This is a genomic window from Dongia soli (assembly GCF_034044715.1).
Taxonomy (GTDB): Bacteria; Pseudomonadota; Alphaproteobacteria; order Dongiales; family Dongiaceae; genus Dongia_B; species Dongia_B soli.
In genome coordinates this window covers 123,273-139,999 of sequence record NZ_JAXCLW010000005.1, presented here as the reverse complement: position 1 = coordinate 139,999, position 16,727 = coordinate 123,273, and the positions used below count along the sequence as shown (strand labels likewise).

At 62.3% G+C, this 16,727-nt stretch carries 11 protein-coding genes; 2 read left to right on the top strand and 9 right to left on the bottom strand.

Translation table 11 applies throughout. The features are described 5' to 3' along the window. Nucleotides 1–15 precede the first annotated feature (15 nt). From SMD27_RS17395 to ligD, 9 genes are all read right to left on the bottom strand, one after another. Nucleotides 16–1,902, bottom strand: coding sequence for a serine hydrolase domain-containing protein (locus SMD27_RS17395; protein ID WP_320509695.1), 1,887 nt, complete (start codon nt 1,900–1,902; stop codon nt 16–18). Between the two features lie 622 nt (nt 1,903–2,524). Continuing rightward, complete coding sequence (locus SMD27_RS17390; protein ID WP_320509694.1) at nt 2,525–4,201, bottom strand: response regulator; 1,677 nt, start codon at nt 4,199–4,201, stop codon at nt 2,525–2,527. A 31-nt stretch (nt 4,202–4,232) separates the two neighbouring features. Then, nucleotides 4,233–6,068, bottom strand: a complete 1,836-nt coding sequence (locus SMD27_RS17385) for an ATP-binding protein (RefSeq protein WP_320509693.1) — start codon at nt 6,066–6,068, stop codon at nt 4,233–4,235. 1 nt (nt 6,069) lies between these two features. Beyond that, a complete protein-coding gene (locus SMD27_RS17380) occupies nt 6,070–7,194 on the bottom strand; it encodes an ATP-binding protein (protein WP_320509692.1) in 1,125 nt (374 codons plus the stop codon). Beyond that, the gene (locus SMD27_RS17375) at nt 7,191–7,595 is read right to left on the bottom strand and encodes an anti-sigma regulatory factor (RefSeq protein WP_320509691.1); all 405 of its coding nucleotides are present in this window, start codon (nt 7,593–7,595) and stop codon (nt 7,191–7,193) included. Before SMD27_RS17375 ends, SMD27_RS17380 begins: the two co-directional genes overlap by 4 nt. After that, on the bottom strand, nt 7,585–7,965 hold the full coding sequence (locus SMD27_RS17370; RefSeq protein ID WP_320509690.1) for an STAS domain-containing protein: 381 nt from the start codon (nt 7,963–7,965) through the stop codon (nt 7,585–7,587). Before SMD27_RS17370 ends, SMD27_RS17375 begins: the two co-directional genes overlap by 11 nt. Nucleotides 7,966–7,968: 3 nt before the next feature. After that, on the bottom strand, nt 7,969–8,874 hold the full coding sequence (locus tag SMD27_RS17365) for an STAS domain-containing protein (RefSeq protein ID WP_320509689.1): 906 nt from the start codon (nt 8,872–8,874) through the stop codon (nt 7,969–7,971). Nucleotides 8,875–9,035: 161 nt separating this feature from the next. Further along, nucleotides 9,036–9,407, bottom strand: a complete 372-nt coding sequence (locus SMD27_RS17360; RefSeq protein ID WP_320509688.1) for a response regulator — start codon at nt 9,405–9,407, stop codon at nt 9,036–9,038. A gap of 118 nt (nt 9,408–9,525) precedes the next feature. Next, nucleotides 9,526–12,396 (bottom strand): DNA ligase D, encoded by a 2,871-nt coding sequence (gene ligD / locus SMD27_RS17355; RefSeq protein WP_320509687.1) that lies wholly within the window; start codon nt 12,394–12,396, stop codon nt 9,526–9,528. Nucleotides 12,397–12,926: 530 nt separating this feature from the next. On the opposite strand from ligD, the gene SMD27_RS17350 reads away from it, so the two are divergent. Continuing rightward, nucleotides 12,927–15,476, top strand: coding sequence for a VTT domain-containing protein (locus SMD27_RS17350; protein WP_320509686.1), 2,550 nt, complete (start codon nt 12,927–12,929; stop codon nt 15,474–15,476). A gap of 24 nt (nt 15,477–15,500) precedes the next feature. Next, nucleotides 15,501–16,364, top strand: a complete 864-nt coding sequence (locus SMD27_RS17345; protein WP_320509685.1) for an endonuclease/exonuclease/phosphatase family protein — start codon at nt 15,501–15,503, stop codon at nt 16,362–16,364. Nucleotides 16,365–16,727: the final 363 nt, after the last annotated feature.

Below are 16,727 nucleotides of genomic sequence, written 5' to 3'. Positions count from 1 at the left end.
CGTGGCAGCAAATCGTCAGTGACAGAAAGACGTCAGCCGGTTGGCGACCTGCATCATGCCGGTCGTGTCGGCGACATCGGCATCAGGCTTCCAGCTTTTGCCGAGGCGGATTGCCGTGATGTGTCCCGGCATCATGACAATGTAATTGCCGCCCCAGCCATCCATCTGCGGCACGCGAAGGGTACAGCCTTCCGCGGAATCGAAGGGTGCCTGCCATAGCGACCAGGCATAGGTAAGTTCCCCATATTTGTTGAAGTTGCCGGTCGGCAGGCCGCGCAGCTTGGGATTCACGCCCGCTTTCGCCGGCAGAAGCTCGGCGAGCTTTTTGTCGTCGAGCAGGAGGCGGCCCGCATGCCAGCCGCCATGTTGCAGCAATTGCGCGATCTTCACCATGTCGGCCAAGGTCGGATAATAGCCGAAGGCCATCAGCGGCTGGCCGCCTTTGGCGGTATAGGCGCCCTCGCCCTTTGCCTCGATGGTGCGGTCGGTCGGTGCATAGCGAATGCCGATCGGTGCATAGACCTCTTTCATCAGCAGCGACCAAATATCGGCCTGCGCACCTTCCTTGCGCTTGACCAGGCGATCCATCGCCACGCCGAGCAGGAACATGTCCTCATCTCGCAGCCGCGCCACCTCGCCCGGCTTCCAGGGATATTTCTGCCCGTCCTTGAACAGCCAGTCGAGTTTCTGCTGGATGCCGCGCGCCTCATACCAGCGGCCATAGGCTTCGTCGATATAACCATCGGCGATATTATTGGGATCGCGCTTGATACTGCCCCGGCCGATACCGGTCGCCATGTTCAGGGCATCGACAAAGGTGACGTCGGCCCAATCATCCCCGTTATAGCCGGGGCGGATGTAATCGACGATCTTCTCATTATAGATTTCCGGTCCGTATTTCTGGCCGAGGCGCAGCAAGGCAACCAGGTTGGTCAGCGAATTGCCCATCGACCAGACGCCGAAACGCTGGCGGTCGCAATAAGGCAGTGGGCCGGCGGCACTGTTGCATTCCTTCAGATAGAGCTTGCCGTCGAAATAGAGCCCGCTGACCAGCAGGTCGGAGGGCGACATGGCGCTGTCGAAATCTTTCAGCTTCGCGGCCCCGACGCGATTGCCGAGATCATCCCAGCTTTTGATCAGCAAACGGTCGTCGATATCTTGCTGATAGGTCGCCTTCAACTTGGTCAGATTGACCGGCAGGCCGCGATCCTCGGCGCCGCTCGCTTCCACCGTTTGGGTGACACCGGCCCAGACCGTGCCCCAGGCGGTGAAATAATCCACCACATTATAGGGCGAGGTCTGCTGCACGACCTGATATTGCAGCCGGCTGATGCGGTTGCCCTTATAAAGGAAGGTGGCGACGCCGTTATGGGTCTCGCCTTCGCGCGAATTGGCCAAGGCGAAGGGGAATGAGGCGCGCGACCAGCCCTTGTCGCCGGCTTCCGACCAGAGCTTGCCGGGCTGCACGATGATGTCCCAATAGCTGCGGGTGCCGGAAATGGAACCGGCGCGGATCACATCCTGCGATACCGGCACCAGATCGCCCTTATAGGTAAAAAACGACAGCCGCAGGGCCGGAAAGATTTTCGGGTCCTTGCCCTGGACCGAGCGGCTGGTGAATTTCGCCGGTTCCGTGCTCATCTGGCTTTCGGGAACGATGAGCGTGCCGGTGAACTCTTCATGCGCCGGTTCGGCATCCGCGCCGGGCGCGAACCAGCGATTTTCCACCAAGCCCGAGACCTTGCCCTTTTGCAGCTCACTGAGCGTCAGCTCGCCTCGCTGCACCGTCTCATAGTCGGCCTCATGTTCGGCCTGGGCCGGTGATGACCAAAGCGGCGGTGAGAAGACGAGCGACCCCGCGAGCACAGCTGCGCCGCAGACACCCTTAAGCCAAGCCGGCATGGTCCCCTCTGCTTTTCCGTCGAGCCTCTTTCTCGATACCCCGGAAAACTGAAACTCGGCAAGGGCGATGTTAAACCTATCCGCTCCACTCCCGGTGAGGAACACGTCCCCATGGTGGTGTGTAGCTTCCGGGTGTGATTCCAGGAAAAAGTTCGATTGCAGGTTTTACAGGCTGTAGGTTTCAATTGCTCGAGCGGTGGAGACTGAAGTCGGCCCTGGGAACAACCTTTGTTGTCCTGGCGGGTGCGCGACGGATGTGCGGATAGCCTCGTCACGAACGAGAATGCCATCGCCGGCGCAACCACCGCTTCGCTTGTCACCCTCGGGCTTGACCCGAGGGTCCATGGTGAAGGTCGCGCATGATGTTGGAAGACAATAGCGCGAGGCGGAACAGCAGCCAGCCATCAGTCGCGACGATGGACCCTCGGGTCAAGCCCGAGGGTGACAACCTTGTTTGCTTCTAGCGTCATGCGACGGATGTGCCGATAGCCTCGTCACGAACGAGAATGCCATCGCACGGCGCAACCACCGCTTCGCTTGTCACCCTCGGGCTTGACCCGAGGGTCCATGGTGGAGGTCGCGCATGATGTCGGATGAGCGCAGGACGATCGCACTCGACGCCTTACTCGCCCGTCAGAATGCCCCTGACGGTCTGGCTGAAGTCAGTTAGTTCGAAGGGTTTGCGCAGGATTTCGATGCCCTTGATCCAGTGGGCGCTTTCATCCTCGCCCGGTTCGGCCATTTGCCGGCGCAGGAGGTCGCGGGAATAGCCGGTAACGAAGAGGATTTTCAGATCCGGCTTGATTGTGCGGGCGCGCTCCACCAGCTGGCGGCCATTGATGCCCGGCAGGCCGACATCCGTCACCAGCAGGTCGATTGGAGCGTCGCCGTTCAACTGCTCCAGCGCGCTTGGACCGTCATGGGCCGCCAGGGTCTGGTAGTTTTCCTCCTGCAGCACTTCGATCATCATTGAGCGGAGGAGTTCCTCATCCTCCACGACCAGGATGGTCGCTTCGATCTTCGGCATTTCCGTTTCCCCATCAGGGGCGTGCCGCGCCATGGCAGAGGCGGGCTCCTCCCGCTTCAGGTAGAGCTTGACGCTGGTACCGCGATTGACCTCGCTCTCCAGCACAAGCGCACCGCCAGATTGCGTCATCAGCCCGTAAATCATGCTGAGGCCGAGCCCGGTTCCCTGGCCGATCGGCTTGGTGGTGAAGAAGGGTTCCATCGCCCGCTTCTTCACCTCCGCCGTCATGCCGGAGCCGGTATCCACGACCGCCAGAGTAACATAATTCCCTGGCGCCAGATTGACCAGTTCGTCCCGCAACCCGTTCTGCAAGGTCTCGTTCCGCGTTTCGATCCGGAAATGGCCGCCGCTCGGCATGGCATCGCGGGCATTGATGGCGAGATTGAGCAAGGCATTCTCAAGCTGGTTTTCATCGCATCTCGTCCAGGCGGGCTCGGCCTGCAGATCCAGCTCCACCTTGATCTGCTCGCCCATCGTCCGGCGCAGCATATCCAGCATGCCGCGCGCCAGGTCATTGACGTTGACCGAGCGCAGATTGAGCGGCTGCTGACGCGAGAAAGCCAGCAGGCGGCTGGTCAGTTTCGCCGCGCGATTGGTGCCGAATAGAGCCGCCTCGATATAGCGCTCGACATCGACGCGTCCGGATTTGATCCGGCGCTGCATCAATTGCAGGCTGCCGGAAATCGCCCCCAGTAGATTGTTGAAGTCATGGGCGATGCCGCCGGTCAATTGCCCGAGTGCTTCCATCTTCTGGCTTTGCCGCAACGCCGCCTCGGCACGGGCGCGCTCTTCCGCCTCATGGCGCAATCTCCGATTGGCTTCCTCCAATTCACGGGTACGTTCGGCGACACGCTGCTCCAGACCCTCATTGGCTTGGCGCAAGGCCTCCTCGGCCGCCTGCAGGCGCAGAAGCGCGCGCACCGCCGCGACCAGTTCCTCGGGCTCCACCGGTTGAATGAGATAGGCATCGGCCCCGCTGTCCAGGCCGGCGACACGGTCGGCCCCGGTCACATAGGTCGCCGAGGTTTGCAGGATCAGCACCGAAGGGTAACGCTGCTTGATCAGCCGGCAAACCTCGGTGCCGCTGATATCGGGCAATTTGACGTCGAGGAGCACCAAGGCAGGCTGCGACGTTTCCACTTCGCGCAGGGCATCATGCCCGGTGCTCGCCTCGCGCACTGCATAGCCGGCGCGGTTCAGGATGCGCGACTTCGCATAGCGCAGCGCTTCGGTATCATCGACATTCAGGATGGTGACGCCGGAATTGTTCATGTGACGACTTGCCTGTGACCGCAATCGCGCATCATTTGCCCCCTTCCGCCAGATGAAGCTGCTTCAGCATGGCCGAGACCGCGTCGCGCGTCAGCTCATTTTTCGGCAGGACAGCGGTCGCGGCGGCGAGCCGGTCGCGGTCCGCGGCATCCAGCACGGAAGACGTGCAGATGACGACCGGGATATCCTTCAGGGCCGGGTCGGCTGCCAGTCTATCCAGCACCTGATACCCGTTCATCGCCGGCATCTGCAAATCCAGGAAAACCGCGTCCGGGTGCTGCGCTCGCATCAGGTCCAGGCCGGCGGCCCCATCATTGGCCTCCAGGATGCGATAGCCGGTATCGACCATGAGCTGGCGCAGCACATAGCGGAAGGCTTCCTCATCGTCGATGACGAGAATGCTCTTGGCTGCGAAGGCGCTTTGCTGCGGTGCCAATCCGCTCTCGCGCGCTTGCTCGGAGTCTGCCGCCGGCGCATGGCCGCCGCTGGCGGGAATATAAAGGGTGAAGGTCGAACCCTCGCCCAGCTGGCTTTCCAGCGTCACTTCGCCGCCCAGAAGTTCCGCCAGCTTGCGGGACAGCGGCAGGCCGAGGCCAGTGCCCTTGTAGCGCGCCTGAAGCCGGTTCTCGATCTGAAGAAATTCGTCGAAAACCGCTTCGTGATGTTCCGGTGCAATGCCGATGCCGGTATCGCGCACGGCGAAGACCATGCGCCGCCGATCCGGGGTCAGCCGCGCAGTCACCCGGACTTCGCCTTCCTCGGTGAATTTGAGCGCATTGGAAATGAAGTTGCGCAGGATCTGCGACAGCTTTCCCATATCGGTGCGCAAGGGGGGTAGGTCCCGGCCCTCGTCGAAAATCAGCGCGACCTGGTCATTGAGCGAGAGTGGCTTCAACATGCCGCGCAGGCTGCCGAACAATTCATGCACGGTGAAATCGCGCGGCCGCAGATCGACATTGCCCGATTCCACCTTGGCGAGGTCCAGCAGATCATTGACCAGTTCGGTCAATCCTTCCGCCGCGTGGCGGATATAGGTGACTTGGCGCGACTGTTCGCTGGTCAGGCTGCCATCGAGCCCGTCCAGCAACAAACCGGAAAGAGCGAGGATGGAATTCAGCGGCGTGCGGAATTCATGTCCCATGTTGGACAGGAAGCGCGACTTCAGCTCGCTCGCCTGCTTCAGCTCCTCGGCCTTGTCGTCGAGCTCCGAATAAAGCGCAACGACGCCGCGATTGGTGTCCTCAAGCTCGGCGCTCAACCGTTCCAGCTCTTCCTGGCGGCTGTTTAATTCCTCCAGGCAAAGAGCGAGCTCGTGGTTGAGATGCTGGACCAACGCCACCGGCTCCTCGGCCGCGCGGGCGGAAAGGCCGGCCGTCAGCGTCTTCAATGCGCCATCATCCAAGGCATAACTGCGCGGCAAGCGCTTCTTCATGCGGATATGCGTGCCGGTCGCCGGGGAGCTGTCGATCTCGAACCGTTCCATCAACCGGCGCGCCGCGACCAGGCCGACGGCATTGTTCCCGCCCCGACCCTGCAGCACATCTTCCAGTTGCTCGATGCCGGGGCCGCAGTCGCCGATATCGGCGACGAGATATTGGGTTTCATCCCGTGCCGCCACGGATGTCTCGGCCGATGCCTCGACCGGAGCTTCGATGGCGAATTTAATCGTGCCGCCGCCGCCATGCTGCAAAGCGTTGCGGACGATCTCCGACACCGCCGTGGCGATCCGCGTCTGATCCTGGCGGTCGAAACCGAGACCCTGGGCCAGGCGCTGGGCCTGCTGACGGATCAGGACAATGTCGCTCTCGCTGCGGATCGGATATCCGGCGAGGTCGATCAAGCCCGGACTGGTCACCGCCTGCTGCATCTCACCTAACCTGCGTCACCAAGACTGTGGCGTCGTCCCGGCCACGCCGGAAATCCCGGTAAAGCGTCGCCGCGATGGTCAATGGATGATGATCGGTCAGGCCGGGATAAGCATCGAGCGACCAGGAACTGGCAATGCCATCGGATTGCATGATGACCATCGCCTCTCCGCCGCCTTGCACCGGATCGAAAGGATAATCCATTTCCTGGACCCGGCGCAGGGCATGGCCGACCGTACCATTTTGCGACACCATGCGACGGGGACCGCGCCGCAACGCTGACGCCTCCTGGGCCGGGCCCGCTTCCGCGGATATCAATGCCGCCGCGATATTGCCGATGCCGGCAAAATGCACGCTTTGAGCGACCCGGTCGAGATGCGCGATGCCGATCGCTGCGCCCCTCGTATGGCGCATGCCGGCATGCATGGCATTGATGATTTCCGCCGGCCGGCGCTGATAATGCTGATCGAAAATGGCCAAAGCGGCATTTGCCGCCTCCGCCGCCAGCATGCCATGGCCAAGCCCGTCCACCGTAACCGCGATCAAGCCGTCGTCACGCCGTTTGACTTGCCAGTTGTCGCCGCTAACATCTTCTCCCGGTTTCGCCACGCAGACGCCACCCCAGTTTTCAACATCCCAGCCTTCGGTCTCACCACTCGCAATTTTGCCCGGGCTAAACAACCGCGCGGTCGAAGGGTTCCGCGACGCGGGGACCGGTTGTGCCCCCTTCGACTCTCCGGGCCGCAGCCTGACGAAAAGTACTGTCCCGCTTTGCGGTTGAGAATAGATATCGACCAGGTCGGCCTGACGCAGCACGGCACCGAGGCCGCTACCGGCACTGCCGGCCGTCGAATAGCCATCGCCCAGGCAAGCGGCGATGTCATGCATGCCGGGGCCTTTGTCCAGGGCCACGCAATCCAGGACCGGATCGGCGAAAGCGGGCTGGTTTTCCACCAGCAGGATGCCGCCGCCTGCATGTTTGAGAAGGTTGGTGGCAAGCTCGGTGACGACGATGGCGACCCGCCCCTGTTCGATCGTGTCGAAACCGATCCGCTGGGCGGTGGCGAGGATGTCGCGCCGCACCTGGGCGATATGGGAACTGTCCTGGACAGGGAATGCTTGCATCATTTCCAGCGCGCGATGACGACCCGCGTGCCCTTGCCGGGTGTTGACTCGATCTTAAATTCGTTCGACAGCCGCCTGGCCCCGCCAAGGCCCAGGCCGAGCCCTTTTCCCGTCGTGTAGCCGTCGGTCAGGGCGCGTTCGAGATCGGCAATGCCCGGACCCTGATCTTCGAAAACCAGCTTGAGGCCCGGCCGGCCGCCGTTTTCGAGAACCAGAAGCGTCGCCGTCCCGCCGCCGCCATAATCCAGCGTATTGCGGGCGATTTCGCTCGCCGCCGTGACGATCTTGGTCTGATCGACCAGGCTCAGTCCGATTTGGATTGCCTTGGCCCGCACGGCCTGCCGGACGCGAACGATATCATCGGCGCTATTGATGACCAGCACATCGCCCGAATTACCCTCCATCGGTGATCTCATAGTCATGCAGGCGCTGCTGGATGATCGCCATGCCGCGATCGACATTGAGCGCCGTGCGCACACCGGAAAGCGACAGGCCGAGTTCGACCAGCGTAATCGCCACCGCCGGACGCATGCCGACAACGACCGTTTCCGCATCCATCAGTTTCGACACGGCGGCAATATTATCCAGCATGCGGCCGATGAAGCTGTCGACGATTTCCAGCGAGGAGATATCGATCAGAACGCCGCGCGCTCCGCTGGAAGCAATCTTCGCGGTCAGGTCTTCTTCCAGCGCCAGGGCCAACTGGTCATGCATATCCACCTGAATGGTGATCAGCAGGGCACGCCCCATCTGCAGAATGGGTATGCGATCCATCGGTCAGCCCCCGATGTTCGTCTGTCCCGGGATGCCTGCCGGCGCAGCGCCCGGCGCCTGCGCCTCATTACCCTGCAGCCGCGTGACGCGGCGGCCGGTCTGGTGCAAGGCCAGTGCGAAGGCATCCGCGAGCGATGCCTTCGACGCGACATTCAGCTCGACGCCGAGATGAACCATGGTTTGTGCGATCTGCGGCCGGATGCCGCTGATGATGCACTCGGCGCCCATCAGCCGCGCCGCCGCCACGGTTTTCAACAGATGCTGGGCCACCAGCGTATCCACCGTCGGCACGCCGGTGATATCGATGATGGCGATTTCCGCCCCTTCCTGCACGATGCTTTGCAGCAGGTTCTCCATCACCACCTGGGTGCGGCTGCTATCCAGCGTGCCGATCAGCGGCAAGGCCAGGATGCCATTCCACAATTTGACCACCGGGGTCGAGAGCTCGGCGATTTCCTGCTGCTGGCGCAGGATCACTTCCTCGCGGCGCTTCAGGAACTCTTCCATCGAATAGAGGCCGAGCTGATCGAGCAGCGTGCTGAGCGCCCAGCTTCCCTCCGATGCCTTCCCGTTTTTCAGCAATTCAAAAATCGGCTGCTTCAGCGAAAAAACGAAGTTGGCGGTTTCGCTGGGCGTGAAGCCCTGGGCCGCGCGGGTTCGCGACATGTGCCCCAGCATGTCGCGCAGACGTTCGAAACTTTCGGCACGGATATTGTCGACATTGCCGTCGCTGATCGCCTCGCGCAATCTGGCGAGAAATTCGCGGCACTGATCCTGCAGTTCCTTTTCGGTGATGCGGCCGCGACCGGTCTTGACCACCTCGCCCAGCAACTGCAGCCATTCAGCCAGGATCTGGCTCTCGTGTTCCTGCAAGATCCTCGGCAGATCGGATAGCGGAGCTTTCGCCATCTCAGTTCCCCCTCACTCTTTGGACATATCGGAAATGAAAGAGGCCGTCGCGCAGTTTCGCGGAGGCTCTGACAGCGGCGCAACGATAGCCTGGAATCTCGCAGAGAGTAAACACGAAATGGCCCACCGCTTCGGTGAACGCCTCTGCTCCGCCGCGCCCTTCATGCGATCAACGCCGACAAGCGCGCGCGGAGGTCGGCGACGCGGACCGGCTTGGCCAATTGCCCGGCAATATCGAGACCGTAGGCCTTGCCCAGCCGCGACGACAATTCGATGAGCTGCGCGGTGATGCCGCTGAAAAGCACTATATGCGCCGGCGACTTGCGATCGGCCAGCGAGCGCAGCAATTCGATGCCGTCGATCTTCGGCATGGTGATGTCCAGCACGATGACATGGGGGCGGAAGGCTTCATAGGTATCGATGAATTCGGTCGAATCCTGGATGACCTTGACCTCGTAACCGCATCCCGTCGCGACATCGCCGATGATGATGCCGATATCTGCATCATCATCCATCACCAGCAATCGCGGCATCTCTTTACTCCTCCCCAGGGATGCGGCTTCCGTCACCACGCTCTGATCGATCGGACAGCGATCCCAGCAAAAATTGTCCCTGGCCCGATGCCGGGAACAGGGACCTTAAAGCTACCTTCTATCCCAGCTTCTCAAGCCGCGCGATGGAAGCCGCCAGGGGTTGTGCGCTCGCATCGTAATCGGCCCAGGCGCGACTGCGCGCGACCAGTTTCGGTACGGTCCGTAAAGTGAAACGTTGCGGGTCGAGGCCGTCGCGCACTTGCGCCCAGGTCAAGGGCATGGAAACAGCTGCGCCGGGTCTGGCGCGCGGTGAAAATGGCGCCACCGCCGTGGACATCCGGTCATTGCGGAGATAGTCGAGAAAGATACGGTTCTTGCGCCGCTCCTTCGCCATGTTCACCAGGTAACGGTCCGGACTGTCCTTCGCCATGCGCTTGCAGATTTCATGGGCGAAGCGCTTCGCTGCCGGCCAATCGACCTGCTTCTTGCCGCCGGTGCTCAGCGGCGTCACCACGTGCAGGCCCTTGCCGCCTGTCGTCTTGCAGAAGGCGACAAGGCCCAGCGCTTCCAATCTTTCACGGATTTCCTTGGCGCCGGCGACCACCGCGTCGAAATCGACATCGGGGCCAGGATCGAGATCGAAGACCAGACGCCCCGGCACTTCCGGCTGCTTCGGTGCGCAGTTCCAGGGATGCAGCTCCAGCGCGGCGATCTGCGCCAGCGCCGCCAGGCCTTCCACCCGGTCCACCTGGAGATAGGGCTTCCGGTCGCCCCATACCTCCGTCAGGTCGAGGAGATTGCTCATGCCTTTCATGGCGTGGCGCTGAAAGAACTTTTCGCCCTGATAGCCGTCAGGCGCGCGAATGATGGAACACGGCCGGCCGGCGATATGCGGCATGATATACTCCCCCATCGCCTCGTAATAACGCGCCAGTTCCAGCTTGGTGATCGCCCGGTCGCTTTCGGCCGCATCGCCGTCAGGCCAGAGCGGCTTATCGGCATTCGACAGCAACACGCCCATGATGGCGGTCTTTGCCGATTTGAGCGCGGCCATTCGGCCAGCCGTCTTCGTCGTGGTCTTTCCCGGCGCCGCCTTTTCCGCCCCGCCTTTGCCCTTTGCGGATTTTTCGCCGCCCGGTACCGGCTCCGCCACGTCGGTGCTACTGGGCGATACCGGCAACTCGGCCGCGATCTCGGTCGCCGGCTTATCCAGACGCAGGCCTTTGAAGGCGGCCTGCCGGATATTGCCGTCGCCGGTCCAGCCGGCGAATTCGATCTCCGCCACCAATTCCGGCTTGACCCAATGGATATTGCTCTTGGCCTTGGGCGCGGTCTTGCCGCCAAAGGGATTCTTGTCGCTCGCCAGTCTTTTGAGATGCGGCATCAATTGCTGCACCACCTTGCCGCCATAGCCGGTGCCGACGCGGCCAAGATGAACCAGATGGCCGCCGCGATAGACGCCGACCAGCAAGGAGCGGAACTTGCCGTTGGTATCGGCCCAGGCGCCGATCACCACTTCATGCCCGGCGCGGCATTTCGATTTCACCCAGGAATGACCGCGGCCGGAGAGATAGCTGGCATCCAACCGCTTCGAGACGATGCCTTCCATCTCCAGCCGGCAGGCGGATTTCAACACCGCATCGCCGCCGCTGGTGAAATGCTCGACATATTGAATAAGCGCCGACTTGCCGGCGTGGTCGCCAAGCAGTTCCTCCAGCCGCGCCTTGCGGACGCTGAGCTTTTCCTTGCGCAGATCGGCGCCCTCGGCCACCAGCAGGTCGAAGGCGAAGAAGACCAGCGCATCGGTCTTGCCTTCCGACAGCGCCGCCTGCAAGGCGGCGAAATCCGGCGCGCCGCGATGATCGAGGGCGCAGACCTCGCCATCGATGATGGCATCGGGGAGCTTCGCCGCGGCGCGGGCGATGGCGGCGAACTTCTTCGTCCAGTCGAGACCTCGACGGCTATATAACGTGACCTTGCCAGCTTCGACATGCATCTGGATGCGATAGCCGTCGAACTTGATCTCATGCACCCAGTTGGCGCCCGAAGGCGGCCGCTCGACCAGGGTGCAGAGCTGCGGTTCGATGAAAGTCGGCATTTTCGTGATCGGCTTGCCGGCAGCCTGCTCCGGCTCGGCTTTTTTGCGGATGGCGCGGTTGGAAGGCTTCGATGCGGCGGCATCATCCTCGGCCGTCGTGCCCCAGACGGCATCGGCCTCCGGTGCTTTCGCCTGCATGAAGGGTTTCGGCGCGCGTCCGGTACCGGCGGCGATCTGCGCCATCTTACGGCCCGAGGCGACGGATTTGTCCTCCGCCAGAACCGCATCGCCGTCCCCCTCCACCGCCGCATCGTCGTGATGCTTGATCAGCAGCCAGTTGTTGCGTTTCTTGCCCCGTCCCGAGCTGCGCCAGCGGTCGCCTTTCATCCGCACCAGGACCCAGCTGCCATGCAGCCGCTTGCCTTCCAGGATGAATTTGAGATCGCCTTTTGCCAGTCCCCGTTCCGGCGATTGCCCGTCTTCCGGCCGCCAATAGCCGCGATCCCAAAGCTGCACCGTGCCGCCGCCATACTGGCCCTGGGGAATCGTCCCTTCGAAATCGCCATATTCGAGCGGATGGTCCTCAACCTCTACCGCGAGGCGCTTGTCATGGGGATCGAGCGACGGTCCCTTGGTCACCGCCCAGGATTTGAAGACGCCGCCCAGTTCCAGGCGGAGATCGTAATGCAGACGCGTCGCATCATGTTTCTGGATGACAAAGCGCAAAGGCTGATCGCCTTTTCGTGCGGCCGGGTCCGCCGCGCCGGCCGGCTCGCGGGTTTTGCTGAAATCCCGCATAGACCGGTAGGTTGCCAGCGGACCGCCAGTTTTGCGGCTCGCGGTTTTGCGGCCGGTGCCTGGGGAGCTCGCCGCTTTACGGCTGGCCGTTTTCCTGGCGGTCTTCTTGGGGCTGGCTTTCTTGCCGGTACCGGATTGCCTCGTCTGCGCCATAATCGCTCCTGAAATCGCGCGATATGCAGAAACAGCAGATTGCGCGGTTCGTTGCGCCGGGGCCGATCACGCCGGCGTGATCATCCAGTCCCCTCCCCCAAGTCATCACCGTGCCGTGAGCAGGCGCTGCACCTCACGCGCCCGTGATGCTAGGGCAGCGCGCCTCACGCGACAGTGATGCGGGCGCGGCTGCGAGTTCGGTATGATCGCTCCATTCGACGCATCACCGTGGCGGTCGATTTCCTTGGCGGGGCGACCCGTCAGCGATGATCCTCCTGATTCCGCTACGGCTATATCTACAGGACCGCATGGCTCCGCCCGCTCTCTTCCGCCGCGCATTTGCGGATCTGAGCGGGTTAATTTTTGCCGCTCCCGGCTTGCGCTTCCCTGATTGCCATCCGCTTCCCTTATTGCCGTCAAACCGCCCGTTATCCTTCGACAGTCTCATCAAGATGTGAACTGGCGGAACCGACGCCGTTAGCGACCTGTTTAATCCGCGACACGAAGTCAAGGCGGGAGGAATTCCGATCGTGAATCCAGCATCACTTAAACGGGCGGAGCGAGGTCGAAGCTGGTTCACCCGTGGCATCATCGGCCGCGACAATCGTGGTGGGGTGGTCAAGCGTTTCGATCGCAGCGGTTTCGACCGCGCAGGGATCGAGCGGCTGAGCGCCGATAACGACTTCGATTCCAGCGGCGACATCATCGATAGCCGGCAGTATGGCGATCATTGCCTGCAGCCGAAGCGCAATGTCTGGCGCATCACCAAGGCTGAGCGGGCGGCGGTCCTCGTCGATGCAGCGAACTATTTCTCCGCCTTGCGGGATGCCATGCTGAGGGCGGAACGTACCATTTACATCGCCGGCTGGGATGTGGACAGCCGCACGCCCCTGTTACCCCCGGAGACGAAGCCGGAGGACGGTCTGCCGACGCAATTGGGACCGTTCCTCACAGCACTTGCAACGCGCCGGCCGGAGCTGTCGATCAAGATCCTGCTGTGGAACTATGCCGTCATCTATGCTCCCGAGCGCGAAAGCATGCCGGCCCTGTCGCTGCGCTGGAGCACGCCGCCCCAAGTCGATCTCTGTCTCGATGATTGCGTCCCCCTCGCCTCTTCGCACCATCAAAAAATTGTGGTGATCGATGATAAGGTCGCTTTTTGCGGCGGCCTCGATCTCACCATAAGGCGCTGGGATACCTGCGCGCATCTACCGGTCGATTCACGCCGCACCGATCCCTACGGCAAGTCCTACCCGCCCTTTCATGACGTGCAGCTGGCCGTCAGCGGCGAGACGGCGCGCCATCTGGGCGACCTGGTGCGCGGCCGCTGGCAATGCGCCGCCAAGGAGACATTGCCGCGTCCGGAAGACACCGGTTCGGATCCCTGGCCCGACCGGCTCAGGCCCGATTTCTGCGATGTCACCGCCGGTATCGCACGCACCAGGGCGGCCTTCCTGGAGATACCGGAAACCCGGGAGATCGAAATGCTGTTCCGCGACATGGTCGCGGCGGCACAGCGCCACCTTTATATCGAAAGCCAATACGCCACCCATAGCGGCTTCGCGGAATGCCTGGCCAAGGCGATGCAGACCAAGCCAGAATTGGAAGCGGTGATCGTCACGCCGAAGGAATATGCCGGCTGGATCGAGAACATGGCGATGACGGATGGCCGCCAGCGTTTCGTCGATATCTTGCGGGATGCCGGCGTGAGGGACCGCGTGGCCCTGTGCCACCCGCATATCAGCGATGACGCCTCGGCGATCGATATCGACGTAAAGATACATTCGAAGGTCATGATCGTCGACGACCGGTATTTACGGGTCGGTTCGGCCAATCTCTGCAACCGGTCGATGGGCAGCGATACCGAATGTGACTTGGTGCTGGTTGCTGAAAGCGAGGAGCAGCGCGCCATGATCGGCCGCATCCGCAACCGCTTGATGGGCGAACATTGCGGCGCGGAAGCAGCGGAAATGGGCGGCGCGCTGGAGAAGACCGGGTCGATGCTGCGGGCCATCGACAATTTTCATGAGAGCCATTGCCTGGAACCGATCCCCGATCTGGAATCCGACCTGCCGGGCGGGATGGCCGCCGCCGCCATTGCCGATCCGCCTCGCCCGATCGACCCCCTATTGTTGCTGCAGCCGGCCTCGACGGAGAGCCGTATTGGCAAGAGCGGTATTGGCAAAGGCGCCGGCCGGCGGCACGGTGATGGGGTTCCGGTCTCGGCGAGTACGGCCGGCGATGTCCCTCCTTCGATCGAAGCAGAGACAGTGCAGAAGCAAAACAGCGCCCCAAACCGAGGCACCGATAGCGACGCGGGCGGAAAAGTAACCGGCAGGTTTCCTCCCGCCGCTGCGGGCAAAAGCAGCGAGCCTCGACCTTCCAACCGGCGCGGCCTGTTCATTTTCATTGGACTGATGGTCCTTACCGTCGTGATGGGCCTGGCCTGGAGCTATACCCCCCTTTCGTCGGTCGCCGATGCCATCACCGATCCCTCGCGTTTGCGACCCTGGCTGGCGGCGCATGACCAGGGCGGCAATAGTCTCTGGGCGCTGCTGGCGGTGGTCGCCATTTTCATCATCGCCGGCTTCATCGCCTTTCCAGTGGTCGTGCTGATCGCTGCGACCGCAGTGGCCTTCGGCGCCTGGCCGGGCGCCCTTTATGCCATCCTCGGCGCGATGATCAGCGCCGTCTCGACCTATATCGTCGGCTGGTGGCTGGGCCCCGACCTGCTGCGGCACACCTTCGGACCGCATTTGAACCGCATCAATGAAAGTCTGCGAAAACGCGGCATTCTGGCGGTGACCGTGGCCCGCATGATGCCCGTCGCCCCTTTCACCGTAGTCAATCTTGCAGCCGGCGGGCTTCGAATCCCAGCGCTCGATTTCGTCCTGGGCACCATGCTGGGACTATTGCCTGGCGTGCTTGTCATGTCCATCCTGGGCGACCGTGTCATCACCCTGGTGCGCGAACCGAACCTCTTCAATCTTTCCCTGCTGGCCCTGCTGTTCCTCGCTTCCATCGTCCTTGCGATCGCGCTGCAAAAGCTGGCGGCACGGCTGAGAGCCTATTTCGGCTAGCGGATATTTGGCCAAGTTGGCGTCATGAATGATCAAAGCAACATCGCCGGCAGAAATCCGTTTGCTGGGCGGCCCGGACGGCCCGCCAGCATGCGGCTGCTGACCTGGAACATTCATTCGGGGATCGGACCGGACCGGCGCTACGATCTCGACCGCATCATCGCTTTGATCCGCCATCACGATCCGGACATCGTCGCCTTGCAGGAAATCGATTCAAGGGGCCATCCGCATGACGCCATGCCGCTGGCCTTGTTGAAGGAGGTGCTGGGCCGCCATGCCGCCGAAGCCAAGACCATCATCGCGCCCGATGGGCATTATGGCCATGCCTTGATCAGCCGCTGGCCGCTGGAAGATGTCAATCTCCACGATATCAGCGTGTCGCGCCAGGAGCCGCGCGGCGTGATCGAGGCGGCGGTGCGCACACCTTTCGGCTTGATGAATATCGTCGCCACCCATCTCGGCCTGCGGATGATCGAGCAGCGCAGCCAGATCCGTACCCTGGCCAGTATCGCCGAACGCCTGATTGGCGAGGGATGCAAGCAGCGCAATCTGGTGATGCTGGGCGACTTCAATGACTGGAACGGCCAAGTGCGGCGCATGCTGCACCGCTGGGTGCCGGTCCGCACCTTGCACAAGACCTTCCCGGCGCGGCGGCCGATCTTCAAACTGGATCGGGTTTTCTGCTGCGACCCCGGCTCATTGTTGCGGAGCTGGACCGATCCCGAGGGGTCCCTCGCCTCCGATCACTTACCGGTGGTGGCGGATGTCGCGTTGCCGGCCCCCAGGATCGCGGAAAGCATGGAGCGCATCGAGGCGCCGGAGCCGCCGAGCGACGGCGTATTGCCAAGGAGATCTGAGCCGGGCGGGCCGGAAGCCGGCGGTTCCTGAGAGGAGCCCCGCGCCACGATTTCCAGCCATTCCGAATAGGATTTGGAATCCGCGGCCAGCAGCCGGATCGGCGGCGGCGAGCGGCGCAAAAAGTGCAGAATGCAGCGTTGCAGCGAGTCCTGGATGGTCGAGGGGGCGCCGAAGGATTCCAAAGCCAGCGTCCACCAGATATCGGCTTCCACCTGCAAGGCCGCGAGCTCCATGGTGCAGCCCCGTTCGGCCTTGCTGCCCGGTGCGACTTCCTCCGCGAAATCGCCATCCAGCACCAATTTGCGCTGCCAGCGCTTCTTTTGCACCCGGATCGTGTCGTTCTGGCGATAAAAATTGCGCGCCGAGGAGCTGGTGAGGTCAAGCGACCACTTG